The 26345-nt window shown below is 64.2% G+C and carries 25 protein-coding genes; 15 read left to right on the forward strand and 10 right to left on the reverse strand.

Annotated elements, in window-relative coordinates; translation table 11 throughout:
* Positions 1–11 precede the first annotated feature (11 nt).
* The 10 genes from H8B03_RS08655 to H8B03_RS08700 form a co-directional block, all read right to left on the reverse strand.
* Positions 12–1265, reverse strand: a complete 1254-nt coding sequence (locus H8B03_RS08655; protein ID WP_193141342.1) for an FAD-binding oxidoreductase — start codon at positions 1263–1265, stop codon at positions 12–14.
* A gap of 8 nt (positions 1266–1273) precedes the next feature.
* Positions 1274–2584, reverse strand: coding sequence for a TRAP transporter large permease subunit (locus tag H8B03_RS08660; RefSeq protein WP_193141343.1), 1311 nt, complete (start codon positions 2582–2584; stop codon positions 1274–1276).
* Between the two features lie 3 nt (positions 2585–2587).
* Complete coding sequence (locus tag H8B03_RS08665) at positions 2588–3136, reverse strand: TRAP transporter small permease subunit (protein ID WP_193141344.1); 549 nt, start codon at positions 3134–3136, stop codon at positions 2588–2590.
* Between the two features lie 63 nt (positions 3137–3199).
* The gene (gene dctP / locus H8B03_RS08670; protein WP_193141345.1) at positions 3200–4264 is read right to left on the reverse strand and encodes a TRAP transporter substrate-binding protein DctP; all 1065 of its coding nucleotides are present in this window, start codon (positions 4262–4264) and stop codon (positions 3200–3202) included.
* A 46-nt stretch (positions 4265–4310) separates the two neighbouring features.
* The gene (locus tag H8B03_RS08675) at positions 4311–5261 is read right to left on the reverse strand and encodes a proline racemase family protein (RefSeq protein WP_193141346.1); all 951 of its coding nucleotides are present in this window, start codon (positions 5259–5261) and stop codon (positions 4311–4313) included.
* Positions 5252–6211 (reverse strand): dihydrodipicolinate synthase family protein, encoded by a 960-nt coding sequence (locus H8B03_RS08680; protein ID WP_193141347.1) that lies wholly within the window; start codon positions 6209–6211, stop codon positions 5252–5254. Before H8B03_RS08680 ends, H8B03_RS08675 begins: the two co-directional genes overlap by 10 nt.
* 65 nt (positions 6212–6276) lie before the next feature.
* Positions 6277–6999 (reverse strand): amino acid ABC transporter ATP-binding protein, encoded by a 723-nt coding sequence (locus tag H8B03_RS08685; protein ID WP_193141348.1) that lies wholly within the window; start codon positions 6997–6999, stop codon positions 6277–6279.
* A complete protein-coding gene (locus tag H8B03_RS08690) occupies positions 6996–7658 on the reverse strand; it encodes an amino acid ABC transporter permease (RefSeq protein ID WP_193141349.1) in 663 nt (220 codons plus the stop codon). The genes H8B03_RS08685 and H8B03_RS08690 overlap by 4 nt, the downstream gene beginning before the upstream one ends.
* 9 nt (positions 7659–7667) lie before the next feature.
* Positions 7668–8330 (reverse strand): amino acid ABC transporter permease, encoded by a 663-nt coding sequence (locus H8B03_RS08695; protein ID WP_193141350.1) that lies wholly within the window; start codon positions 8328–8330, stop codon positions 7668–7670.
* 59 nt (positions 8331–8389) lie between these two features.
* A complete protein-coding gene (locus H8B03_RS08700) occupies positions 8390–9190 on the reverse strand; it encodes a transporter substrate-binding domain-containing protein (protein ID WP_193141351.1) in 801 nt (266 codons plus the stop codon).
* Between the two features lie 368 nt (positions 9191–9558).
* Between H8B03_RS08700 and H8B03_RS08705 the strand changes: the two genes are divergently transcribed.
* The 15 genes from H8B03_RS08705 (at position 9559) to H8B03_RS08775 (ending at position 26344) form a co-directional block, all read left to right on the forward strand.
* The gene (locus H8B03_RS08705) at positions 9559–10581 is read left to right on the forward strand and encodes a tripartite tricarboxylate transporter substrate binding protein (protein WP_193141352.1); all 1023 of its coding nucleotides are present in this window, start codon (positions 9559–9561) and stop codon (positions 10579–10581) included.
* 91 nt (positions 10582–10672) lie between these two features.
* Positions 10673–11158 carry a tripartite tricarboxylate transporter TctB family protein gene (locus H8B03_RS08710; RefSeq protein ID WP_193141353.1) on the forward strand — a complete coding sequence of 162 codons (486 nt, stop codon included), beginning with the start codon at positions 10673–10675 and terminating at the stop codon, positions 11156–11158.
* Positions 11155–12678, forward strand: coding sequence for a tripartite tricarboxylate transporter permease (locus tag H8B03_RS08715; protein WP_193141354.1), 1524 nt, complete (start codon positions 11155–11157; stop codon positions 12676–12678). The genes H8B03_RS08710 and H8B03_RS08715 overlap by 4 nt, the downstream gene beginning before the upstream one ends.
* Positions 12671–13501 (forward strand): sugar phosphate isomerase/epimerase, encoded by an 831-nt coding sequence (locus H8B03_RS08720; RefSeq protein WP_193141355.1) that lies wholly within the window; start codon positions 12671–12673, stop codon positions 13499–13501. Before H8B03_RS08715 ends, H8B03_RS08720 begins: the two co-directional genes overlap by 8 nt.
* Entirely contained in the window at positions 13498–14817 is a 1320-nt protein-coding gene (locus H8B03_RS08725; RefSeq protein ID WP_193141356.1) for an enolase C-terminal domain-like protein, read from the forward strand. The genes H8B03_RS08720 and H8B03_RS08725 overlap by 4 nt, the downstream gene beginning before the upstream one ends.
* Positions 14818–14880: 63 nt before the next feature.
* Positions 14881–15543, forward strand: a complete 663-nt coding sequence (locus H8B03_RS08730) for a TetR/AcrR family transcriptional regulator (protein ID WP_193141357.1) — start codon at positions 14881–14883, stop codon at positions 15541–15543.
* A gap of 378 nt (positions 15544–15921) precedes the next feature.
* A complete protein-coding gene (locus H8B03_RS08735; RefSeq protein ID WP_193141358.1) occupies positions 15922–17073 on the forward strand; it encodes a Gfo/Idh/MocA family protein in 1152 nt (383 codons plus the stop codon).
* 13 nt (positions 17074–17086) lie between these two features.
* Positions 17087–18241: a dihydrodipicolinate synthase family protein gene (locus tag H8B03_RS08740; RefSeq protein WP_193141359.1), complete on the forward strand. Its 1155-nt coding sequence runs from the start codon at positions 17087–17089 to the stop codon at positions 18239–18241.
* Positions 18238–19062 carry a sugar phosphate isomerase/epimerase gene (locus tag H8B03_RS08745; RefSeq protein WP_193141360.1) on the forward strand — a complete coding sequence of 275 codons (825 nt, stop codon included), beginning with the start codon at positions 18238–18240 and terminating at the stop codon, positions 19060–19062. The genes H8B03_RS08740 and H8B03_RS08745 overlap by 4 nt, the downstream gene beginning before the upstream one ends.
* A 140-nt stretch (positions 19063–19202) precedes the next feature.
* Positions 19203–20231 (forward strand): LacI family DNA-binding transcriptional regulator, encoded by a 1029-nt coding sequence (locus H8B03_RS08750; RefSeq protein ID WP_193141361.1) that lies wholly within the window; start codon positions 19203–19205, stop codon positions 20229–20231.
* A 134-nt stretch (positions 20232–20365) separates the two neighbouring features.
* A complete protein-coding gene (locus H8B03_RS08755) occupies positions 20366–21388 on the forward strand; it encodes a hydroxyacid dehydrogenase (protein ID WP_193141362.1) in 1023 nt (340 codons plus the stop codon).
* Entirely contained in the window at positions 21385–22170 is a 786-nt protein-coding gene (locus H8B03_RS08760; protein ID WP_193141363.1) for a TIM barrel protein, read from the forward strand. The genes H8B03_RS08755 and H8B03_RS08760 overlap by 4 nt, the downstream gene beginning before the upstream one ends.
* 29 nt (positions 22171–22199) lie before the next feature.
* On the forward strand, positions 22200–24089 hold the full coding sequence (locus H8B03_RS08765; RefSeq protein ID WP_193141364.1) for an ABC transporter substrate-binding protein: 1890 nt from the start codon (positions 22200–22202) through the stop codon (positions 24087–24089).
* 66 nt (positions 24090–24155) lie between these two features.
* Positions 24156–25154, forward strand: a complete 999-nt coding sequence (locus H8B03_RS08770) for an ABC transporter permease (protein ID WP_193141365.1) — start codon at positions 24156–24158, stop codon at positions 25152–25154.
* Complete coding sequence (locus H8B03_RS08775) at positions 25154–26344, forward strand: ABC transporter permease (RefSeq protein WP_193141366.1); 1191 nt, start codon at positions 25154–25156, stop codon at positions 26342–26344. Before H8B03_RS08770 ends, H8B03_RS08775 begins: the two co-directional genes overlap by 1 nt.
* Position 26345: the final 1 nt, after the last annotated feature.

Consider the following 26345-nt stretch of genomic DNA (forward strand, 5'->3'; position numbering starts at 1 on the left):
AAGCGGTCCTTTCAGAAACGGGCGGCGGAATAGGGCTGCGGGGACAGCGGCGGCGGGGCACCGCGCATCAGGGCGGCCAGAAGCTCGGCGGTGCCGGCGGCCTGTGTCAGCCCAAGGTGGCCGTGACCGAAGGCATAGAACACACCCGGCACACGGGGGGAGGCGTCGATCACCGGCAGGCTGTCGGGCATCGAGGGGCGGAAGCCCATCCATTGGGTGCCACCTTCGGTGCGCAGCCCCGGCAGAAAGCTGGCGGCCTTGCGCAGCAGGATCTCGGAGCGGCGATAGTTCGGCGGCAGCTTGAGACCGCCCAGTTCCACGGCACCGCCCACCCGCACGCCGCCGTTGATCCGGGTCACCACGAAGCCATGCGACGCGAAGGTCAGATGGGTGCGCAGATCGAAGGCCCCCGGCGGCAGGGTGGTGTTGTAGCCGCGCTCGGTCTCCAGCGGGAAACGGTCGCCCAGGGTCCGCGCCAGGTGATGTGACCAGGCCCCGGCAGCGACGACCACCTGTGCCGCGACGCGGGGGCCGCCATCGGTCTGCACTGTTACGCCGTCGGGACCGGGCTGAAGGGCGCGCACCTCGGCCTGGGTGATCGTGCCCCCGCGCTGGCGCAGGGTCGCGGCCAGATGTTCAGCCCAGGTTTTCGGATCGACGGTGTTGAGCCAGTCCGGGGTAAAGGCCGCATGGGTGAACCGTGGGTCCAGCCCCGGCTGGATCTCGGCAATGGCGCCGGGGCTGTCGAGCAGGTCGAAGGCGATGCCGTGGCGGCGGCGCAGTTCCCACCCCTCGCGACTGGCCTCGAACTCGCGCGCACCTTCATACAGCTGCAACTGGCCGTCGCGCTGCATCAGGGGCTCGCCCTGCACATCGGCGACCTGGCGTTCCAGTGCGGCGCGGGAATGGGTCATCAGCCGGGCCTGGGCCGACAGCGCGGCCTCATAGCGGTCGCGCCAGCTGGCCCGCCAGAACCGCAGCATCCACGGCGCAATGTTCAAGGCATAGGCGGGCGGGATCGACAGCGGCCCTTGCGGGTCGGCCAGCCATTTCGGGGCCTTGCGCATGATGCCCGGTGTGGCCAGCGGCACGATGTCGGTGAAGGCGAAGGCCCCGGCGCTGGCCGCCGAAGCCCCTTCCGCGACGCCGGCCCGGTCCAGCACCTGCACGCGGTGGCCCTGACGGGTCAGTTCCAGCGCGGTCGAGATGCCGATGATGCCGGCACCGATGACGATAACATCCTGGGGGGCGTTGGTGGGGGTCATGTCAAGTCTCACAGTCCAACAAGGATCGAAGGCAACCAAGTCGCCAGCCAAGGGAACAGCAGCAGTGCCAGCAGCACCAGCCCCTGCGCCGCCACGAATGGCAACACGCCGCGATACATGTCCCCGTAGGTCATGTCCTTGGGCGCAATCGACCGCAGATAGAAAATCGACGGTGCCATCGGCGGGGTCAGATACGAGGTCTGGATCACCACCAGCACCAGCATCGCGAACCAGATCGGATCGATGCCAGCGCTGCGCACCAGCGGCGCGAAAATCGGCACGAAGATCAGCACGATGGACACCCAGTCCAGCACGAAGCCCGCGAAGAACACCACCAGAAGCAGGAAGGCGATCAGCCCGGCGTTGCCATAGCCGATCAGCTCTACCGTATCGCGCACCAGCCCGCTGCCGCCGGTCACGGCGAAGATGCTGGTGAACATGGTGCCGCCCGCCACGATCAGCATGATCATCGAGGTGATGCGCAGGGTAACCCCCAGGGCCTCGCGCAGCATGGTCAGGTTCAGTTCCCGGAACATCAGGGTCAGCACCAGTGTTCCGGCCGCGCCCACGGCGGCGGCTTCGGTGGCCGAAGCGGCCCCGGCCAGCAGCGAGCCCAGAACCATGCCGATCAGCAGCAGCGGCGGCAGCAGGGCCGTCGCGGTGATCCACAGCTTCTGGCCCAAGGGTATGGCGCGATCCTCACGGGGCAGCGAGGGCGCATCCTGCGGGCGGCGCAGGCTGCGCATCAGCACGTAGCCCACGAAGAAGGCGACCATCAGCGCACCGGGCAGCAGCGAGGCGGCGAAAAGCTGGCCGATGGAAAGCTGCGCGATGGAGGCATAGACCACCACGATGACCGAGGGTGGAATGATCGTGCCAAGGGATCCCCCGGCGCAGATGGTGCCCGCGATCAGGTCATTGCGATAGCCGACCCGACGCATCGCCGGGATGGCCATCAGGCCGACGACGATCTCGACCGCGCCAACGACGCCCGAAGCGGCGGCAAAGATCGCGCACATGGCGATGGTGGCCAGCGCCAGACCGCCGGGCATTCCACCCAGCCACAGTTGCAGCGCATGGAACAGCCGCCGGGCAATGCCCGAACGTTCCAGCACCGCGCCCATGAAGATGAACAGCGGGATCGCCGCCAGAACGAAGTTCGACGCTGTGTGCAGGAGCGGGCCGTAAAGTTGCAAGAACAGCAGGTCGCCAAAGACCGTGTAGCCGAAGATGACCGAGACGATCATCATCGAAAACGCGACCGGGATCCCGGCAAAGACCAGCACGAAAAGCGTGGCAAACATCAACAGGGGTGTCATGGATCAGGACTCCGGTCCGGCGGCGGCGTCCGGTCCCGCATCGGGAAGCGTCTCGCCGGGGCGTTTTTCGCCGTTTGCATATTTCAGGGCTTCGGCAAGGAATTGCAGGCAGAAGGCCAGCAGCCCGATGGCGATCACGGTGTAGAAGGGCCACATGAGCGGTGCCCAGGGGCTGACGTTCTCGACCTCGCCGGTGCGGAAGGCCTTCAGCGCCTTGCCCGCCGCCACCCAGGTCAGCGCCCCGGTGATCGGCACCATGACCAGCGCATAGACCGCCGCGTTCAGGATCTGTTGGGCGCGCAGGGGCATTTTCTGGGACAGGAAGTCGATGCGCACATGGGCTTCCTTGCGCAGCGAATAGGCCGCGCCCAGAAACACGATGGAGCCGTTCAACATGTAGGAAATGTCGAATGCCCAGAGCGTGGGCGCGTTGAACGCATAGCGTGCGACGACCTCGTAGAGCATCGAGGCGATCATGGCGAGAATGGTCAACTGACCGATGACCCCCAGCCCGTTGGCCAGTCGTTCTACGGCGTTTGTGAATCTTTGCATGGCAGCCTCCGGGAGGGATGCGCAGGCCGGCGGGAGAGGACCGGCCTGCGCGGGGAGATGGGCTTACTGGGCGCTGTCGCGCACCAGGTAGATCGAGTTTTCAGCCCAGTTCGACTGGTAGGCCAGGTAGCTGTCCAGAACCTCCTGCGTGCGGGGGTTGCCGGCCTCGGCCTGCTCGGCGGCGCGGGCACGGGCCCAGTTGCGACCCGCTTCGCGGATCTTCTCGGACTCGGCGCGGTCCATCAGCACCATTTCGACCTTTGTATCACGGTAGTCCGCCATAGCCTTGATGTCGGCATCCCCGAAGTGGGTGAAGCCTTCATAGGTGGTCAGCTTGGCGGCGGCGGTGATCAGGGTCTGCAGGTCGGCGGGCAGCGCGTCCCAGGTTTCCTGCTTGACGAAGACTTCCCACAGGAACGACGGCTGGTGCACGCCGGGCAGGATCAGGAAGGGCGCGACCTCGTGGAAGCCTTCCGAGAAGTTGGCGCCGGGGGTGGACCATTCCACAGCATCCACGCCCTTGCGCTGCAGCAGGGTGTAGATCTCGTTGCCGGGGACCACGGTGGGGATGGCGCCGAAGTCTTCCTGCATGACCGCCGCGAAGGCACCCGAGGTGCGGTACTTGACGCCTTTCAGGGCCTCGACGGTGTCAATCTTCACGTTGGAATGGGCCATGATTTCCGAGGTGCCGATGCCGACCACAAGGCTGTGCAGCCCCATGTCCTCGCGCCGAAACGCCTGCAGCAGTTCTTCGCCGCCGCCTTCATAGACCCAGTGCAGGGTCGCCTCGGGGGACATGCCGCCGGGGAAGCTGGCGAAGATCGCGTTGGTCGGATCCTGGTTGACCAGGTAGGAGGGCGTCGAATGCCCGGCCTCGACGATGCCGTCCTGCACGGATTCATAGGCCTTGAAGGCGGGCACGATGACGCCAGCGCCGAACGGTTCGATCTCGACCCGGCCCTGGGTCAGGGTTTCGACGTTGCCGGCAAAGCGTTCCATGAAGTTCTGGTAAAGGAACGAGCCTTCGCCAACGGCGGCGGTCATCTTCCATTCGACCTCGGCCGCGAAGGCGTTGCCGGATAGGGCAAGGGTGATCCCCGCCGCTGCAAATGTGGACATCCTGTTCATGTTCAGACCTCTTTGAGTTGGAACCATGGTGGAAGTTGGGGTGGTGTCAGCCGTTTCCGGCGAACACCGTGGGTATGCCGTCCCGGAAGGGATCTTCCGGATCGAAGACCAGCGTGCTTTCAGCCATGATGAAGGCCTGGCCGGTCAAGGTTGGGATCACGCCGCCGGTCGGGCCGGGCTGCCAGGACAGCCAGTAGGACGAGCCGATGACGCTTTCCTGGGTGATCTCTGTGCCCGGTGCGAGACGACCATCGGCGGCCAGACAGGCCAGCCGCGCCGAACTGCCGGTGCCGCAGGGTGAGCGGTCATAGGCATCGTCCGGGCAGAGTACGAAGTTGCGGCTGTGGACGTTCGACCCCGGCACCTCGTCCTGAAAGATCACGTGGTCGATGGGCGTGTCCGGTCCGCCGCCGACGCCCTGCGCATTGGCCGCCGTGCGGATGGCGACCGCCAGGTCGGTCAGCGCGCGGATGTTGTCGGGGCGTACTGGCAGGGGGCTGGGCTCGACGATGAAGAACCAGTTGCCGCCGTAGGCCACATCGCCGGTCACGGTGCCAAAGTCCGGCACCACGACCTCGGCCGCCTTCTGCACGCGGCGGCTTTCGATGTTGGTGACCTGCACGGTGTGGGTGTCGATCAGGGTCACCGTGACCACCCCGGCCGGGGTTTCGATCCGGTGGGTGCCGGGGGCGATCCGGCCAAGGTGAGCCAGCGTTACCGTCAGACCGATGGTGCCGTGGCCGCACATGCCCAGCACCGCACCGGCATCGAAATAGATCACGCCGGTGACGCAATCGGGATCGGTGGGCGGCACCAGCAGGGCGCCCACCATGGCCGGCTGGCCGCGCGGTTCTTGCATCACACCGTTGCAGAAAGCGGTATGATCGCGGGCCAGCCGCCGCGCCTGTTCGGCCAATGGCCCGGTTCCAAGATCCGGGCCACCGTCGAGGATCACGCGCGTCGGCTCACCGCCGGTATGGCTGTCGACTACATGCATTCGGCGATGATCCCGCCCTGCTTGGACCAATCCGCGAACCAGGTGCGGAACAGGTCATACTGCTGTTCGCAGTAGTTGCGCTGTGCATCGGTCAGCGCATCGGTCTCGTTGAAGTGCAGCCGATACTCTTCCTCGCCGTTCAGAACCAGCAGGTGCTTGTAGTAAAGGATCAGGTCCGGGCCTTCGTCGAAGGTGGACAGCACATGGATGGCCTCGGTCAGTTCCAGCGCGCGCTGGCGGGCTTCGGCGTGACCTGCGGCGGCTTTCTTCGACAGGCGGGCCAGCAGCAGCGCTTCTTTCGGCAGGGCGCAGCCGATCCCGGTGATCGAGCCGGTGGCGCCGCAGTTGACGAAACCGTGGTAGACCTCGGTATCGACGCCGACCATCAGGGTTACCTGATCGTCCTGGCTGGTGATGTGCTCGGCGGCGTAGCGCAGGTCGGCCTTGCCGCCGAATTCCTTGAAGCCGATCAGGTTCTTGTGCTCGGCGCGCAGCGAGAAGAACAGATCGGCGCGGGTGGCGAACCCGTAGACAGGGCTGTTGTAGATCACCGCAGGCACGTCCGGGGCGGCGTCGAGGATGGCCTTGAAGTGGAACCGCTGCGCGGTGGCCGAGCTGCCGCGCGACAACACGCGGGGGATCACCATCAGGCCGGCGGCGCCGACGCTCTGGGCATGGGCCGCATGGGCGGCGGCGGCCTGGCTGTTGACCGCACCGGTGCCGACCACCACCGGAAGACCGGCGTCGACCAGACGGGCGACGCCTTCCATGCGCTGTGCATCGGTCAGCAGCGGCCAGTCACCCATGGATCCGCAATAGACCACCGCCGACATGCCCGCGTCGATCATCTCGTGGCCCTTTTTCACAAGGGAATCGAAATTGGGGGTGCGGTCGTCGTTGCAGGGGGTCATCAGGGCCGGCATCGTGCCGGTGAAAACGTTCGAAGACATTGTAGGCTCCATTCACTAGTAGATCTGTCCGCCGCGACGGGCGGTGCCAGGGTTGAAAAAAGGCCTCACCGCACGTTGGCGAGGAACTTTCGGGTATGTTCGGACAGGGCGTTGCCGAAGATCTGCGAGGGCGGTCCGATTTCCTCCATCACGCCCTTGTGGAAGTAGGCTACCCGGTCGGACACATCGCGGGCAAAGCCCATCTCGTGCGTCACGCAGATCATCGTCATGCCCTCCTCGGCCAGCAGGCGCATGGTGTCCAGCACCTCGCCCACCAGCTCGGGATCCAGCGCCGAGGTGGCCTCGTCGAACAGCATGTAGGTCGGCTCCATCGCCAGCGCGCGGGCAATCGCCAGCCGCTGCTGCTGGCCGCCCGACAGGGCACTGGGATAGACATCCAGCTTGTCGCCCAGACCAACGTGCCGGAGCTGACGGAAGGCGATCTCGCGGGCCTGGTCCCGTGGCAGCTTCTTGACGATCTTCAGGGCCAGTTCGACGTTCTGCTGCGCGGTCAGATGCGGAAAGCTGTTCCACTGCTGGAACACCATGCCCAGCTTCGTGCGCAGCTTGTTGATGTCGGTGCCCTTGGCATGCACGTCGGTGCCGTCGACGGTGACACTGCCGCCCTGGATCGGTTCCAGCCCGTTGATGCAATAAAGCAGCGTCGACTTGCCAGAGCCCGAGGCGCCGATGACGGACAGCACCTCGCCCTTTTCCACGTCCAGGTTGATCCCCTTGAGAACGTGCAGAGAGCCGAAGTACTTGTGAAGGTCGCGGATGGAGATCATTGGGCCCACCTGTTTTCAAGATGCGAGGCGTAGCGGGACAGCGGGTAGGACAATGCGAAGTAGAACGCGCCCGCGACGGTCAGGATCAGGAAAGGCTCCTGGGTGCGGGTGATCAGGATCTGGCTGGCTTTCAGCAGCTCGACATAGCCCAGCACCGACACAAGCGCGCTGTCCTTCATCACCCCAAGGGCAACCCCCACCCACGAGGGGAAAACGGCACGCCCGCCGATGGGCAGCACAACGTGGCGCAGGTCCTGCCAATAGCTCATGCCGAGGCTGCGGGCGGCGCGGCGCATGGGCAGGCCCACCGCCTCGATCCCGCCACGGGCGACATTGGCGACCAGCGCGGCCGTGTAAATCGTCAGGATCACCAGCCCCGAGGCGAAGGGATCCAGGTTCAGCCCCACGATGGGCGCGAAGTTGTAGAACAGCACCAGCTGAATGATCAGTGGAACCGACCGGAAGATGTCGAGCACCGGGGCGATGGTCAACGTGGCGATCCAGCGGCCCTCGTAGAGGATCCAGCCGAAGATCGCCCCAAGTACCGTACCGATCGATATCGACAGCACCGAGATCCAGAGCGTGCGCAGCGCCGCTTCGCCCAGAAACAGAAGGTCGTAGGGGGTGAAGCCGCTGAAGAAGGATTGCGTGGTTTCCATCCTGTCCTCTCAGTACCGGAACAGCCGGGTGGCCAGCAGGCGTGACGACAACAGGATCACCTTGACGATGGCATAGTAGATCACGGCGGTGACGGCGAAGTATTCGAAGATGCGGAAGGTGCGGCTGGCGAAGAACTGGGTCTCGCCGCTGAGTTCACGAAAGCCCACCAGCATCCCCAGCGAGGACATCAGCACGGCCCAGACCATCTGGTTGGTGATCGGGTGATAGACGATGCGGAAAACCTGCGGGATGATCACCCGCGTATAGGTCTGCCAGGGCGTCATGCCGAGGCTGCGGGCGGCGCGGACCTGGGTGTCGGGCACGGCCTGAAAGCCGCCGCGGAAGTTTTCCGCCAGATAGCCCGCGCAGTTGAAGGTCAGCCCGGTCAGCACGATCAGATAGGGCGACAGGTGCAGGCCGAAGGCACCCAGCCCGAAGCCGAAGAAGAACAGCTGGAACAAGGCGGGCGTATTGCGCGCCAGTTCGACCCAGGAGGTTGCGAACCACCGCGCCGGACCCGTCATGTGCAGCCGGATCAGCGCCAGGCACAGGCCGATGAGGATGCCGAGGATCATCGCCAGAACCGCGACCTGCAGGGTCAGCAAGGCCGCCTCCAGCAGATCCGGCAGGCTCTTCATCACGGGCCGCCAGTGGAAATTATAGTCGAACATGGGAGATGTGCTCCGGATCCCTGCCGGACAGCGCCGACAGGGAGGGTTTCACGGACGGATCAGTACATCACGCCGGGAATGCGCAACTCGGGCGCCTCGCCCCCGACATAGTGGCTCCACAACTCCTGATAGCGACCGCTGCGCACCTGATGGGTGATGAACAGGTTGAGATAGTTCAGCCAGGTCACATCCTCGCGCTTGCCCACGACCGAGGTATAGTCGGTGGTCCAGGGCATCCGCGGGCCGGGGTCGATGGTGTCGTACTGCTGGGTGATCGGCAGGACGGCGGTGTTGGTGGTGATGCCGATGTCGGCCTTGCCCTGTGCCACGGCAAGGAACACCTCGTTCTCGGACTGGTAGCCCTGATAGTTGCCTTCTTCGCCCCATTCGGCGGCGATCTTCAGCCACTCCTGCTCGGGCACGGTGCCGATGGCGGCGGCGACGCGCTTGCCGCGGATGTCCTCGAAGCTCTCGATGCCACTGTCTTTGTGCACCACGCCCTGGGCGTAGTAGATGGCATAGGGAATGGTGAAACCGACGGTGCGGGCACGCGCCAGGCTGTCGGAAGTGGCCCCGAACACCACGTCGGCGCGGCCGGTCACGATCACCGGCAGACGTTCGGCCCAGGTCACCGGCAGGATCTCGGCCTCGACCTCAAGCGCGGCGGCGAGATCGTTGCAATAGTCCACGTCGTAACCTGCGGGCTGGTTCTTGGCATCGCGATAGCCGATCGGCGGGAAGTCCAGAACGACGCCGCACCGCAGAGTGCCCCGATCAACCACATCATCCAGTGTATCCGCGAGTGTCGGTGTCATCGATACCAGCGAGAGCGCCGCGGCGACGGCCATTGTTTTTAGCATTTGTGCCTCCGTTGTTGGTAATGATTCGATACGGGATATTGTATCCAAAATCCACATGAATCTCGAAAATCCCGGCTTAAGCGCCATTTGGCCGTGAAATTCAGCGGTACTGCTTAAATATTAGGCGAATTGGGGCGTGGGTGGGCAAGGGCGCAAAGCCATGTCGCCAGACTCCGGATGGCCGATGTGCGGTGCTGCCAGTTGGCGCGGACCGTCGAACGGGACCGCCGCAAGGGCCGCCCCCGGCCCTGGGCCCGGCTGTGCCCCTTGCGGGATATCCGGATCAGGGGCCGACGCCGTGCCAAAGGGTTTGACAGGGCCGGAAAGCCTCCATAACCTACCACATGGTAGATAGCGGAGGAGATACCATGACACACCTAACCAAGATCGCGGTGCTCGCGGCAGCCGGGGCAGTTCTTGCGGCACCGCTTGCGGCGCAGGATTACAGCTGGAAACCGGATCGCCCGATCAACATCATCGTGCCGTGGTCAGCCGGCGGATCGACCGACCAGGTGACCCGCGTGGTCGCGCCCATTCTGGAAGAGGCGTTGGGAACCGAGATCGTGGTGGTCAACCAGCCGGGCGCGTCGGGTTCGACCGGAACCAAGGCCGCGCTGGACGCGCCGCGCGACGGCTATACCTGGACCGCCAACGCCATTGCCAACAACGCCACCTATTCGGTGACCGGGCTGATCGAGAATACCTCGATCAACGACTACGAGATCTACCTGCATGTGGCCAACGTGCCGCTGGTCAGTGTCAATGCCGATGCCCCGTACAAGGATTTCCCCGAACTGCTTGACGCCATGGCCAGCGGGTCGGTCACGGTGGGCACGGCCGGGGTGAACTCCTCGGGCGGCATGGCCCTTGCGGCGATCAAGGAAAGCGCCGAGGGCGACCTGTCGGGCGCGCGCATGATTGCCTATGACGGTGGCAACCCTGCCGTCATCGCGGCAGCCAGCGGCGAAGTCGTGGCCACCACCCAGCTTGCGGTGGAGCAGACCGAGATGATCCGCGCCGGTCGCCTGCGCCCCCTGGCGGTTCTGTCCGACACCCCGCTGGTGGTGGAAGGTATCGATCCGGTGCCGCCGATCACCCAGTTCATGCCCGATTTCGAAGTGGCCGCGGACTATTTCGGGGTCTTCATCCCGAAGGGTGCCCCGCAAGAGGTCTATGACACCGTCAACCAGGTCTGGCAGGACAAGGTGATGACCAGCGAAGCCCTGCAAACCTATGCCACCGATCGCGGTGCGGTCTTTGCCCCCAGCTTCGGCAAGGAAGCCTTTGACCGGGCCATGCCGGTGGTGATCGCCGAGGCCTGCGCCCGCGTCACCCGTGGCGAGGCCGTTGTCGATCCCTCCGAGATCGGCATCACCTGCCCCGCGGAATAACCCGCTTTCTCCGGGCGGGGCCATATGGCGTCGCCCGGATCTGCAGGCTTTCCGGGGACGCCCTTCCCCTGACAAATAACAGGTGATTTCGATGCGAATGGCCCAGGCGGACCGCCTTACGGCAGTCATCTTCCTTGTGCTTGGTCTGGCCCTGCTGGCGGGTGGCTACACGATGGACAGACTGGAAATCCGGAGAATCCACCCGGCCTCGATTCCGGGGCTTGTTCCGATGATCCTTGGCGTCCTGCTGTCGATCTGCGCGATCCTGCTGTACCGCTCCTCCTATGCCAAGGCCGAACGCAACGAGGCTATGGTCTTCACGGGCGGGTCCTGGGCGCGACTGGCGACCACAGCCGTGATCTGCACCCTCTATGCGCTGGGGCTGGTGGGCTGGTTGCCGTATTTCTGGGCCACTTTCATCTTCACCCTGTGCTTTACATTGGCATTCTCCTTCCCCATCGGCGGCGCCCGCCGGGCGCAGGCCATTTCGCTTGCGGCGGGGCTGGTGCTGGCGTTTGGTGTGGCGTTGGGATCGTCGCTGCTGTTTGAAAAGCTGTTCCTGGTGCGGTTGCCATGAGCGGACTGGGCGATCTGATGACCGGGTTGGGCACCCTGTTGACCCCCGGCATGCTGTTTCACGCGGCCTGGGCAACGCTTCTGGGCATCGTCGTGGGCTCGCTGCCCGGTCTGACGGCGACCATGGGCGTGGCCTTGATGACCACGCTGACCTATTCGCTGGACTCCACCTCTGCCATCTTCGTGCTGATCTGCATGTATGTCGGTGCGATCTACGGCGGCTCGCGCAGCGCCATCCTGCTGAACATTCCCGGCACCCCGGCCAGCGCGGCAACCTCGCTGGACGGCTATCCCTTGGCCAAGGCGGGCCGGGCGGGCTATGCCATGGGGCTGGCCACCGCGGGCTCGGCCCTTGGCACCGTGGCCGGGGTCGTCATGCTGGTGCTGATCGCGCCGCCTTTGGCCGAAGCCGCGCTGAACTTCGGCAGTTTCGAGTTTTTCTGGCTGGCGGTCTTCGGCATCCTGATCTCGGGCCAGCTGACCGCCGACACCACCCCGCTGAAAGGCTATATTGCCGGGCTTCTGGGGCTGGCGGTAGCGATGATCGGCTCGGAAGGCATCCACGCGCATGTGCGGTTCAACCTGGGCCTGTCCGACCTGAACGCCGGCATCGCGCTGATCCCGGCCATGGTCGGTGCCTTCGGATTCGCCGAGGTGCTGACAGCCATGTGGAACCGCGCCGGAGAGATCGCCACCAAGAAGGATTCCAGCGACCGCACGATCCCCGAAATGGGCGATATCTGGCGTCACAAGTTCACCATCGCGCGCTCGGGCGTCATCGGCACAATCGTCGGCATCATCCCCGGTGTGGGCGAGGATATCGGCGCCTGGGCCAGCTATGCCACAGCCCGCAAGCTGTCGAAGGAAAAAGAGAAATTTGGTCATGGCAGCCACGAAGGGCTGATCGCGGCGGAAACCGGAAACTCGGCCGTGGTGCCCGGATCGTTGATCCCCGCCATCACGCTGGCGGTGCCGGGGTCCGCCAGTTCGGCGGTTCTGATCGCGGCGCTGTTCATCCATGGCATCCGGCCCGGACCGCTGATCATGATCGAGCAGCCGCAGTTCGTCGGCCTGATCAGCGCCATGGTTCTGATCGCGACGGTCTTCATGGCCTTCTACGGGCTGACCCTGACCAAGGCCTTCGTGCAGGTGCTGCGGGTGCCCTACAGCCGGTTGATGCCGGTGGTCTTCGTGCTGTGCGTGATCGGCACCTTCGCCCTGAGCCAGCGCATGTTCGACATCTGGATCATGGTCGCCTTCGGCCTGATCGGCTTTGTCCTGCGGCAGATGAAATACCCGATGGCGCCGCTGGTGCTGGGGATCATCCTGGGCGATCTGCTGGACAAGAGCCTGCGGCGCGGCCTGACGCTCAGCGACGGCGAACTTGCCCCGTTCTTCACGCGGCCGGTGTCGGCGATCTTCGTGGCGCTGATCGTGGCCTCGATTGCCATGAATATCCCCGCGGTCCGCCGCCTGGCGCTGGCCCCCTTCCGCTGGATCGGAGCGCGGCTGAATGCTTGATTTCACCCTGTGCAACGAACTGCTGGCGGGCGAGGGCAAGTCGCTGGGCGAACAGGCGCATATCGCCGCAAAGCTGGGCTATTGCGGGCTGGAACTGGACCCGGCGACGCTGGGCGCGGCCCCTCATGCCCTGACAGATGCACGCATTGCGCAGATCCGGGGTGAGATCGCGGCGGAAGGCGTGCGCGTCACCGGGTTGCACTGGCTGCTCAGCAGCTACGCCGATGTCTCGATTACCGATCCCGCCGGGCAGGCGCGGGCGCGTGACATCCTGATGGGGATGGTCGACCTGTGCGCGGGGCTCGGCGGCACGGTGCTGGTCCATGGCTCGCCCAAGCAACGACTTCGGCCCGAGGGGCTGGACGATGCCGCGCTGCTCTCGCAACTTGCCGAATTCTTCGCCCCCATCGCCGCCGCGGCCGAGCGCCGGGGCGTGACCTATTGCATCGAACCGCTGTCGCGGGCCGAGGATCGGACGCTCAACACCGTGGGGCAGGGGGTGGACCTTGTCTGCGCCATCGGCAGCCCCGCCTTCCGCACCATGATCGACATCAGCGCCGCCGGCCAGACCGAAGCCCCGGTGGCCGATCTGATCCGGCACTGGGTGCCGGGCGGCATGATTGGCCATATCCACGCCAATGACACCAATCGCGGCGCGCCGGGCATGGGCGACGATCCGTTCCCCCAGATCGTCGCCGCCCTTGTCGAGACCGGCTGGAACAGGCCCATCGGGGTCGAACCCTTCCGCACCCTGATCGACGCCAGCGTGACCGCCGCGACCGGCATCGCCACCCTGAAAGCCTGTGAAAGGGCCGCCGCATGACCCAACTTGCGATCCTCTCGGCCTCGTGGTCCGAACGCCCGGTGGCGATGCGCCTGCCGTTCCAGTTCGGCAGCACCGAAGTGCGCGAAACCGCCGAAGCCTATTGTCGGGTCGAGATCGAGGTGAACGGCACCCGCGCGACCGGGCGGTCGGCGCAACTGATGGTGCCGCGCTGGTTCAACAAGCGCGCGGACCTCAGCAACGCCGACACCATCGATGAATTGCGCAGGGTCGTGGCGGCGGCGGTGGCGGCAGCCCCGGGGCAGGGCGGGACGGCCCTGACGGTGACGCGCAGCCTGCGGGCCGAGGTCGCCCGCGCCCTGCCGGACACGCCGCCCCTTGCCCTTGGCTTTGGCCCGTCGCTGGTCGAGATGGCGGTGATCGACGCGCTGTGCCGGGCGCTGGGTCTGCCGTTCTGGCAGGCGGCGCGCGACGATGCCTTCGGCCTGGCCCAGGGCTGCCCCCCGGATCTGACCGTCGATCAACTCCGCCGGTCACTGTCCGCGATCACCGCCCCAACGACCCTTGTTCTGCGCCACACCATCGGCTTTGATGCCCCGCTGCGGCAGTCAGAAAAGGCACAGGATGCGCCCGAGGATGGCCTGCCGGTGTCGCTGGACGAGGTGATTTCCCAGACCGGCATCGCGGCCTTCAAGATCAAGCTGAAAGGCGATCCCGAGGCGGACCAGCGCCGGTTGCGCGACATCGCGGCGCTTCTGGATCAGGGCGGCGACTATGCCGTGACGCTGGACGCCAACGAGCAATACACGCCCGACAACTTCAGCCGCCTGCTGGGCAGCATGGCCCGCGATGCGGCGCTGGAGCGGTTCCTTGGCACCGTGCGGTTCGTCGAACAGCCCTTCGCGCGCGAGATTGCCCTGAGCGAACCGGTTGCTGCGCCGCTGCCCCTGATCATCGATGAAAGCGACGATAGTGAGGATGCCTTTGCCCGCGCGCTGGAACTGGGCTGGTCCGGCACGTCGATCAAAAGCTGCAAGGGGATGTTGCGCGCCCTGTTGAACAAGGCCCGCGCCGAGGCGGCAGGGGCGGTTCTGTCGGGCGAGGATCTGACCTGTCAGCCGGGCATCTGCTGGTTGCAGGATGCGGCGATGATGTCGGCTTGCGGGGTTGTGGACGTCGAACGCAACGGCCACCACTTTGCCGGCGGCTTGCAGGGTGCGCCAGACGCGGAACGCGCAATGCTGCTGCACCGCCACGACGATATTCTGACCGACACCTCCGGCGGCGTCGCCCTGCGTATCGTGGGGGGTAAAGTGGCGATCGGGTCACTGGGTCAGCCCGGTTTCGGCTGGTAGGGTGCACAAGTCAGCGCGCCGGGGTACAGAGAGGATTGTCCTGACAGACGACGGCGAGGGTATATGGCCAAGCGAGTTTCTCCGATCCGCAAGGATCGCAAGCGCAACCCCGAATTGACCCGGGCCGCCATCCTGCATGCCGCGCTGGAGGAATTCAGCGAGGTCGGCCATTCCGGCGCGCGCGTCGATCGGATCGCCGAACGCGCCGGGGTCAGCAAGCCGATGATCTACGACTATTTCGGCGACAAGAACGCGGTCTATGCCGCCGCCTTGCGTGAAGCCTATATCCAGATCCGGCAAGGCGAGATGACGCTGGAGCTGGACACGCTCGACCCCGAAGAGGCGATCCGCGCGCTGGTGCATTTCACCATGAACCACTTCTGGAACAACCCGTGGTTCATCCGGATGCTGAACACCGAGAACCTGATGGGCGGCGAGACCATTCGCGGTCTGGATGACCTGGCCGAGATTCAGTCGGTCCTGTTGCGCCGCGTCGAGGAGATACTGAAACGCGGGCAGGAGAACGGCATGTTCCACCGCGCCATTCCGCCGGTCGATCTGTATATTTTCATCGCCTCGGTCTGCTGGTTTCCAATTTCGAACATGCACACGCTGACGGTGGTGTTCCGCGCGCCCATCGGCGAGGCCTGGCTGAAACGCCATGCGGATCAAGCCGCCGACATGATCCTGGGCTATCTGAAAACCGCCGTGCCCCCTGCGGTTTAACGCAGGCCGTGCACTTTCTGCCCAATCGTCAACCCCGCGTGTTGTTCGCGCGCGGGGCAGAGCTGCGTGTGTGTACACGGACCGATTTGCGCCATCGTCACAGCCCCCTGAACCCCTTGAAACAACGCAGCCGAAGTCATTCTGACTTGACTTGGATTCATTAACCTACTAGTTGGTAGTTTAAGGGCTACCGAGTGGTAGATTGGAGGAGATTGCATGACGGACATCGCATTTTCGGGCGGGGGCCTCCCCACCCTGACCTCTGGTCCTGCCGAAGCCCACAGGCCGCTTGCGCGCCGATAGGACAGCACCACAATCCGCACCAGGCTGGCAAGCCGGTGCCGAGACACGAATTCCAAAGCGAAGGATGGAAACGACATGACCACACAACGTATCGGCATCATCATGCATGGCGTCACCGGCCGGATGGGGATGAACCAGCACCTGATCCGCTCGGTTCTGGCGATCCGCGATCAAGGTGGCGTGCGCCTGAAGAACGGGGATCTGCTGGTTCCGGACGTGATCATTGTCGGCCGCAACGAGAAGAAGATTGCCGAGCTTGCGAAAAAGCACGGGGTCACGCGGTATACCACCGATATCGACGCGGCGCTGGCCAATCCCGATGACACCATCTTTTTCGATGCCGCCAGCACCCAGATGCGCCCCGGACTGCTGCGCAAGGCCATCGACGCCGGCAAACATGTCTATTCCGAAAAGCCGGTCTCGGAAGGTCTGGACGAAGCCATTGCCATCGCCAAGCACGCCAAGGCCAAAGGCGTCAAGAACGGCATCGTGCATGACAAGCTGGACCTGCCCGGCCTCGCCAAGCTCAAGCGCCTACGCGACAGCGGGTTTTTCGGCAAGATCCTCAGCGTGCGCGGCGAATTCGGCTACTGGGTCTTCGAAGGCGACTGGATGGAAGCACAGCGTCCGTCGTGGAACTATCGCAAGCAGGACGGCGGCGGCATGGTGTCCGACATGCTGTGCCACTGGCGCTATGTGCTCGACAACGTTGTCGCGCCGGTCAAGGCCGTGTCCTGCAATGCCGTCACCCATATCCCCGAACGTTGGGACGAAAACGGCGAACGCTATGACGCCACCGCAGATGACGCCGCCTATGCCACGTTCGAGCTGGAAGGCGACATCATCGCCCATATCAACAGCTCGTGGTGCACCCGTGTCCGTCGCGACGATCTGGTGACCTTCCACATCGACGGCACCCACGGCAGTGCGGTGGCCGGTCTGCACACCTGCTATTCGCAGGCGCGGGTCAACACGCCCAAGCCGGTCTGGAACCCCGACCAGAAGCAGACCATGAACTTTTTTGAAGACTGGGTCGAAGTGCCCGACAACAAGGTGTTCGACAACGGCTTCAAGGTGCAATGGGAACAGTTCCTGCTGCACGTGGTCGAAGACGCGCCGTGGTCCTATACTCTGGTCGAAGGCGCCAAGGGCGTGCAACTGGCCGAGCTGGGTTACAAGAGCTCGCAGGAACGCCGCTGGCTGGACGTGCCGGCTCTGGATATCTGAGGGGGGCTGACACATGGCAAACCTGATCCTTCCCACGGCAGGCGGCGGCACCGATACGGTGACACTTTCTGCCGGACCGGTGCCCGCGCCGGGCGGCAACTGGACCCGTACTGCCTATGCCGCCGCGCATGTGGTGGCCGATCCGTTGGCCGATCTGGACCCGGGCGAGGGCGTCTCGGTCGACTGGGACCGCACCCTGGCCTTCCGCCATCACCTGTGGTCGCTGGGCCTGGGCGTGGCCGAGGCAATGGACACCGCGCAGCGCGGCATGGGGCTTGACTGGCCGACCTCGCTGGACCTGATCCGCCGCAGCATGGAGGTCGCGCCCGATGGCGCGCTGATTGCCAGTGGCGCCGGCACCGATCATCTGGTCCCCGGCCCGGATGTGACCATCGACGATGTGATCGCGGCCTATGAAATGCAGTGCGAAGCGGTCGAAGCCACCGGCAGCCGCGTCATCCTGATGGCCAGCCGCGCGCTGGTGAAAGCCGCGAAATCGCCCGACGATTATGCCCGCGTCTATGGCCGTGTCCTGTCGGGGCTGAAGCAACCGGCGATCCTGCACTGGCTGGGCGAGATGTTCGACCCGGCCCTGGCCGGATACTGGGGCGATGCCGATCACATGGCGGCGATGGACACCTGCCTGTCGGTGATCGCCGACAACGCCGACAAGGTGGATGGCATCAAGATCTCGCTGCTGTCGGCGGAAAAGGAAATCGCCATGCGCCGCCGCCTGCCCGAAGGCGTGGTCATGTATACCGGCGACGACTTCAACTATCCCGATCTGATCGAGGGCGACGACCAGGGCTTTTCCCATGCCCTGCTGGGCATCTTCGATCCCATCGCCGGGGCGGCCTGCCGGGCGCTGACCTCGCTGGCCGAGGGCGACCGCGCCGCCTATCGCGCCGCCTTCGATCCGACGGTGCCGCTCAGCCGCCATATTTTCAAGGCGCCGACGCGGTTCTACAAGACCGGTGTGGTATTTCTGGCCTATCTGATGGGCCATCAGGACCACTTCACCATGGTCGCCGGGCAGGAAAGCGCCCGCTCGACCCTGCATCTGGCAGAAGCCATCCGGCTGGCCAATGCCGCGCAGCTATTCACCGATCCTGAAGAGGTTGCGCGACGCGCCAAGCCGGTGTTCCAGGCGCGGGGGGTGTCGGTATGAGAACGCTCACCGCGCGGGACTTGTCGCTCAACACCGCCACGGTGTCGAAACAATGGGATCTGGCCGAATGCGTCGACGGCTGCGCCCGGCATGGCATCGGCGGCATCTCTCCGTGGCGCGACAGGCTGCAGGAATGCGGTGTCGATCACGCCGCAAAGTTGATCCGCGACGCCGGGCTGGGCGTCTCGGGCCTGTGCCGGGGTGGTTGGTACACCGCCGAGGGGGCGCTGACCCAGGCCGTCATCGACGACAACAAGCGCGCCGTGGACGAGGCCGCCGCCATCGGCGCGGACTGCCTTGTCATGGTGGTGGGTGGGCTGCCCGAAGGCTCGAAAGACATCGTCGGAGCGCGCGAGATCGTCACCGAAGGTCTGGGCAAGACGCTGGAGTATGCCCGCACCGCCGGGGTGAAGGTCGGGATCGAGCCGCTGCACCCGATGTATGCCGCCGACCGGGCCTGCGTGAACACCACCAAGCAGGCGCTGGACATCTGCGACCAGCTTGGCGACGGCATCGGCGTGGCGCTGGATGTCTATCACATCTGGTGGGATCCAGACGTGGCAGACCAGATCGCCCGCGCCGGCAAGGACCGCCTGCTGGCCTTCCACGTCTGCGACTGGATGAACCCGACGCAGGACATGCTGACCGATCGCGGCATGATGGGCGAAGGTGTGATCGACATTCCCGCCCTCCGCCAGATGGTCGAGGCGCAGGGCTTTGATGGTCTTGTCGAGGTCGAGATCTTCTCGGCCAACAACTGGTGGACCAAGCCCGCCGATGAGGTTCTGCGGGCCATGATCGCGGCCTTGCCGGTGATCTAGACCGACCTTCGGGGCCACGGCGCTCCCTCAAAATCGCGCAAGAATGTGCAAAAAACTTGCGTTGCCCTCCCCCCCGGTCGAAAAGGGGGGAGGGCAATTGCGTTTTTGCCCGCTTCGTCACCATCGGCGGGAGAGGCATCTTGAGACAACACAAGGTCAGGCAGGAAGACATCGCGCGCGTCGTGGGGGTTTCGATATCCACCGTGTCGCGGGTGCTGTCGGGGGCACCGGGGATCAGCCCGACTACAACGAAGAAGGTTCTGCAGGCCGCAGCGGACCTTGGCACCCCGCTGCCGCACGTGCACCATACGCAGCCACCGGCGCAAGGCCACGGCCTGAAGCGCGCCTTGCTGTTTCTCAACCAGGTGGACATCAACAGCGGATCCGGATCGATCTATCATTTCGTGATGACCGGCATCCAGAAGGCCGCACAACGGATCGGGCTGCCGGTTGAACTGGCGCTGCAAAGTGAAGACGGCGAAATCCCCGATCAATTCCTCGATCGGGCGGATACGGGCATTCTTTTCGCCGGGGTGGATCCATCCGCAAGCCTGTCAAAGAAGCTTAAAAACAAGGGGCTTGCGACGGTGTTCGTCAATGGTCTGGATCCAGACATGATCCACGATCAGGTCGCCCCCAACAATTTCTACGGCGGTCGGTTGGCCGCGCGGCACCTTGTGGGCATGGGTCATCGGCGCATTCTTCATTTTGGCACAAAGCGTCGCGGAACCCTGCGCGCCCGCACCGAGGGGTTTCGTAACGGGATCGAAAATGCAGGTGTTGGCGGCATTGAATACGACTATGTCGAACTGGGAAACGTCACCGAAATCGACGCAGGCACCGCGCTTAGGGAACTGCTGAAAGACGGGCAGTTTCCCTTTTCCGCGGTGTTCTGTTCGGCCGACAATGTGGCGCTGACCGCCCTGCAGGCGCTGCGCCTGCGCGGGATTGATGTGCCGCGCGATGTCTCGCTGCTGGGATTCAACGGGCTGCCCGTGGCCGAACTGTCGTCACCGCTGCTCAGCACCCTTGCCGTGGACTGGGAGTTTCTTGGCACGGAAGCGATTCGTCTGTTGGCCTTGCGCAGCCTTGAACCGGACCGTCCGGCGCAACAAACCCTCACGCAAGTTATCCTGAAGCAGCGGGACACCGTTCTGGATGTGAATTAAGCAATTTAAAACAGTGATATAAACGCCAGTCCACAAGTTACGCAAGTAATTTGCATGATCACGGAAAAACTTGCGATATAACGCAATCTGTGCAAGGTTCTTTGCAGTCGCACTGACGCTGCAAGGAGACCTGAATGCGCCTTTCCTCTCTGATCCAACTGGCAAGGCCGCAGTTCGACATCCATTTCCCGGCCAGTTGCCGTACCCGCAACACCGACCGGCTTGCGTCCCTGACCAACCTTTTGCACCCCGAACCTGTGGCCGATCTGCGCTGCAACGCGGTTGCCGGGCTGCTGCCGCAGGTGGAAATCCTGGTGACCGGCTGGCGTTCCCAGACTGTCGATGCCGACCTGCGCCGCAGGATGCCGAACCTGAAGATGATCGCCCATCTGGCGGGAACGGTGAAAGGGGTACTGACGCAACAGGTGGCCGGCACGGGACTGGTGGTGCTCAGCGCCGCCGACGCCAACGCCCGCCCCGTTGCCGAATTCACCCTTGCCCACATCCTGCTGCACCTGAAGCGCGTTTCCGAATGGCGCAGGGTCTATCAGGCAGAGCGGTCGCATATCGCCACGCGGGACATCCAGCTTGCCGGTCCGGTGGGCAATTCCGGCCGTACGGTCGGCATCGTCGGAGCCTCGCGCATCGGCCGTCGTGTGACTGCGGAACTGCGCCGTCACCGCGTGTCGGTCCTGCTGCACGATCCGTTTGTCAGCGCCGAAGCCGCTGCCGCCATGGGGGCCGAAAAGGTCTCGATGACCGATCTGCTGATGCGCAGCGACGTGGTCAGCCTGCACCAGCCGCTGCTGCCCACGACCGAAGGCAGTTTCGGCGCCCGCGAATTTGCACTGATGCGGGATGGCGCGCTTCTGATCAACACGGCGCGCGGCAAGATCATCGATACCGCCGCGCTTGAGACGGCCATGGCCGACGGTCGCCTGTTCGCCGTACTGGACGTGACCGAACCCGAACCGCTGAACGACGACTCTCCCCTGTGGGACATGCGGAATGTCACGATCACACCCCATATTGCGGGCTCTTTCGGCTGCGAGGTCTGCGACATGACCGAACAGGTGCTGGACGATATCGAGCGCTTCTCAAACGGCCAGCCCATGCAAAACGAAGTCGCGATCTCGGATTGGGAGCGCGTGGCATGATCCACCCCGGCCTGTGCTCTGTCACATTTCGGGCGCTCGACGTCCCGGCGCTGATCGATCTGGCCGCCACCACCGGCGTGCAAGTCATCGAATGGGGCGGCGACAAGCATGTCCCGCCGGGGGATCCGGACTTTGCCGCGCAGGTGCAAACGCTGTGTGACACCAAGGGCATCCTGCCGGCCTCCTATGGGTCTTATGTCCGGGCCGGGATGCCGGGTGCCCGCGCGGAGTTTGCCAAAGTGCTGGCGTCCGCCCGCGCACTTTGCGCCAGAAATATCCGGGTGTGGGCCGGTGACGCAAAGCGTGCCGATGCCGGAGCACAGGCCTTCGACACCGCCGCTGCCGACCTTGCGCATTTCGCCCGCAGCGCGGCCCAGGACAACATCACCGTCAGCGTCGAATACCACCGCCGCACCCTGACCGAAGAGGCCGAGGATGCCCTGGCGCTGCTGAACGCCGCCGCCGAGGACAATCTTTACAGCTACTGGCAGCCGGTTCCGGGGCGCGGTCTGGCGCGCTGGCTGGAAGAACTCGACATGCTCTCGCCGCATCTGGGCGATCTGCACGTGTTCCACTGGATCATGACCGATGGTGGACAGAAGCGGCGTCCGCTGGCCGAAGGCCTGCCGGACTGGCGCGTCCTGTTCGATGCCTGGACACCCGCGCCGCGCTGGCCGCATCCGCGCACGGCCTTTCTTGAATTCGTCCGCGACGACGAGATCGGCCAGTACCTCGACGACATGCACAACCTGAAAACGCTGTGCGGTCTGTCCACGGACTGACCGCGAACCAATCAAGGGAGGAAACCATAATGTTCAAACGCAACCCAATGGCCGTATCGCTGGCAGCCTTGCTGGCCCTGGCCGGTCCGGCGCTGGCGCAGGACTACACCCAGGCGCCCGATCTGAAGGCCGCCGTCGATGCCGGCGATCTGGCCCCAGTGGCCGCGCGTCTGCCGGCCAACCCCTATGTTGTCACCCCGCTGGACTCGGTGGGCACCTACGGCGGTGTCTGGCGGTCGGCCTTGAAGGGCACCTATGACACCGGCTGGATCCGCCGCACGATAGGCTATCAGCCGCTGGTGGCCTATGATTTCGAATGGACCAAGGTCGTCCCGAACGTGGCCGAGAACTTCGAGGTCAACGAGGACGCCACCGAATTCACCTTCCACCTGCGCGAAGGCCACAAATGGTCGGACGGAGAACCCTTCACCGCCGAAGATCTTCTGTTTGCCCTGAACGTGATGAAAAGCCCGGCCTACGGCGGCCGCAAGGCAAATGGCTTCGAATGGGACAAGATCACCGGCGAAGTCATCGATCCGCAAACCTTCAAGATCACCCTATCGGACCCCAACGGCCTGCTTCTGGAACGTCTGGCCTCGGTCGAAGGGCAGTTCATCGTCAATGCCGCCAAGCATTATTGCGGCAAGTATTTCCCGGATGTGACCGCCGATGCGAACGACATCGCCAAGGCCGCGGGATTTGAAAGCTGGTCGCAAGCGATGGAGCAAAGCTGCTTTTTCAACTTCGTTGACGAAGACCGCCCGCTGCTGTTCGCCTGGCGGCAGGTCACGCCCTATGACGGGCTGAACCAGCTGATCGAATGGGAACGCAACCCCTATTTCTTCAAGGTCGACACCGACGGCCAGCAGCTGCCCTATATCGACAAGGTGCAGATGGTGCAGACCGAGAACGTCGAGGACATCGTTCTGAAGGTCGTCAACGGCGAGATCGATTTCTCGAACCGGCATTTCGCCACCGTCACCAACAAGCCGGTGATCTACGATGGTCAGGAACAGGGCGGCTATACGCTCAAGCCCACAACCGACGCCCGGATGAACCACGCGATCTTCCAGCTCAACCTGACCCATGAAGATCCCGAGAAGCGCAAGCTCTACAACGAAAAGGACTTCCGCGCGGCGCTGTCGATGGCGATGGATCGCGAAGAGATCATCGACGTGGTCTTTGCAGGTCAAGGCGAGCCATACCAGGCCGCGCCGCGCCCCTCGTCGCAGTTCTACAACGAAACCCTGGCCAAGCAGTTCACCGAGTATGATCCGGACACCGCCAACGACCTGCTCGACGGGCTTGGCCTGACCGAGCGCAACGGCGACGGCATCCGTCTGGGCTTTGACGGCGAACCGATCCGCATCCAGCTGTTCTCGCCCTCGGACCAGACCGAGTTCAACGACATCGCGCAGCTTGTGGTCGAGCAGTGGAAAGAGATCGGCATCGATCTGGATGCCCGCAACGCCGAACGCAGCCTGGTCTATGAACGGATCCAGAACAACAGCCACGACATGCACATCTGGTGGGGCGACGGCGGCATGAGCGACGCGCTGCTCGACCCGCGGTTCTACTTCCCGTTCAACCTGGAGTCCGCCTATGCCGAGAAATGGGCGCAGTACTTCATGAAGAACGGCAGCACCCTTGCCGAGGCCCCGCCGGCTGATGTTCAGAAACAGATGGATCTTTACATCGAGCTGATCGCTTCGCCGGACAAGGAAGAGCAGAAGAGGATCTTCGGCGAAATCCTCGATATCGCGGCTGACCAGTTCTACGTGATGGGCACGGTCCTTCCGGCGGATGGCTACATCGTGGCCAACAACAAGCTGGGCAACGTGCCGGAGCGTCAGGTCTATACTTGGGTCTACCCGCAGCCCGGCCCGATGGAAACGTCGCAGCTCTACTACAAGAAGTAAGTCTCTTCCGGGCGCGGCCGCTGGCGGTGCCCGGACCACCCACATGCAATACTCGGGGGAAAGAGCATGTTGAATTATCTGGCCCGCAGACTGGTGACCATGATCCTGACGCTTCTGGCATTGTCCGTGGTCGTCTTCGTCGTGATCCAATTGCCACCGGGAGACTTCGTCACCTCCTACATCGCGAGCCTTTCGGCAGCCGGCGAAAGCGTCGATCAGGAAACGATCATTGCGCTGCGCGACCGCTACAAGCTGGATTCCCCGGTCCTGGTTCAATACGCGGCCTGGCTGTCGGACATCCTGCGCGGCGATTTCGGCTACAGCTTCGAAATGCAGCGCCCGGTGTCCGAGATCTTCTCGCAGCGGATCGGCATCTCGCTGGCCGTGGAACTGACCGCCGTCATCGTCATGTGGGCCGTGTCGATCCCGATCGGCATCTATTCCGCCGTGAACCAGTATTCGGTGGGCGACTACATCGCCACGATCCTCGGCTTCCTTGGACTGGCGATCCCCAACTTCCTGTTCGCGCTGGTCCTGATGTATGTCTGCTACAACTGGTTCGGCGTGACCATCACCGGCCTGTTCTCGGCCGAATACATGAACGCCCGCTGGTCCGTGGACCGTTTCCTTGATTTCGCCAGCCACGTCTGGGCGCCGATCCTGGTAATTTCCACTGCCGGGGCCGCACAGTTGGTCCGGGTGCTGCGCGCCAACCTGCTGGATGAGCTGAACAAACCCTATGTCCTGACCGCCCGCGCCAAGGGGCTGACCAAGCGTCGTCTGATCTGGCGCTATCCGGTGCGCGTGGCGATGAACCCGCTGGTGTCGACGATCGGCTGGGTGCTGCCCACGGTGATCTCGTCGTCTTTCGTGACCGCCATCGTGCTGAACCTGCCGACCCTGTCGCCCATCCTTCTGCGCGCCCTGCTCAGCCAGGACATGTACCTTGCCGGGGCGCTCATCATGTTCATGGGGCTGCTGACACTGGTCGGCACCCTGATATCCGATCTTCTGCTGGCCTGGATCGATCCGCGCATCCGGCTTGGCATGGTGGGAGCCACCTGATGACCCTCACAACCCCCGCAAACTCTCCTGACGCCCGCATCGGCCAGGTCCGGGACACCCCCGAGCTTGCCGTGGGCGAAATCGATCCCCGCATCGACCTTACCCACGGCACCGAAAGCCAATGGCAGCTGATCCGCCGTCGTTTTTCCAAGCATCGGCTGGCGGTCGTCAGCCTCTGGATCCTGTCCCTTTTTGTGTTCGTCGCGATCTTCGCGGGCTTCGTGGCCCCCAACGATCCCGGCAACGTCAAGGCGCGTTACACCTATGCGCCGCCGCAGGCGCTGCATTTCATCGACAAGACAGACGAGGGCTGGGCCTTCCGCCCCCATGTCTATGGCTACACCGTCGAGATCGAGCCCGAGGCCCTGCGCCGCACCTTCGTCATCGACGAAGACAAGAAAATCTACCTGACGTTCTTCAAGCGCAGCTGGGAGTACAAGCTGTTCGGCCTGATCCCGACCGACATCCACCTGATCGGACCCGAACGGTCGCGCGATCCCTTCTATCTGTTCGGTGCCGACCGTCTGGGCCGGGACATGTTCTCGCGGCTGGTCTATGGCACCCAAATCTCGCTGTCGGTCGGCCTGGTCGGGGTGATCATGAGCCTTGTTCTGGGCGTCATCATCGGCGGGGCGGCCGGGTATTTCGGCGGCTGGTTCGACGCCGTGACACAGCGCGCCATCGAATTCCTGCGCTCTTTGCCCACCATCCCGCTGTGGATGGGCCTGGCCGCCGCGATGCCGTCGGACTGGTCACCGCTGCAGACGTATTTCGCCATCACCCTGATCCTGTCGTTCCTTGGCTGGACCGAACTGGCGCGGGTGGTGCGGGGCCGGTTTCTGGCGCTGAACGGCGAAGACTACGTGGCCGCGGCCCGCTATGACGGCTGCTCGCACCTGCGGGTCATCGTCCGCCACATGGTGCCGGCCTTCACCAGCCACATCATCACCGCAGCATCCTTGGCGGTGCCCGCCATGATCCTTGCGGAAACGGCGCTGTCCTTCCTTGGGCTGGGGTTGCAAGCACCGGTGATTTCCTGGGGCGTGCTGCTGCAAGAGGCGCAGAACATCCGGACGCTGGCCACCGCCCCCTGGCTGCTGCTGCCGGGCGCGGCCATCGTGATCGCCGTGCTGGCGATGAACTTCATCGGCGACGGGCTTCGCGACGCCGCAGATCCCTATGCCAAGTGAG

The organism is Meridianimarinicoccus sp. MJW13 (assembly GCF_014901205.1).
Classification (GTDB): Bacteria; Pseudomonadota; Alphaproteobacteria; order Rhodobacterales; family Rhodobacteraceae; genus Meridianimarinicoccus.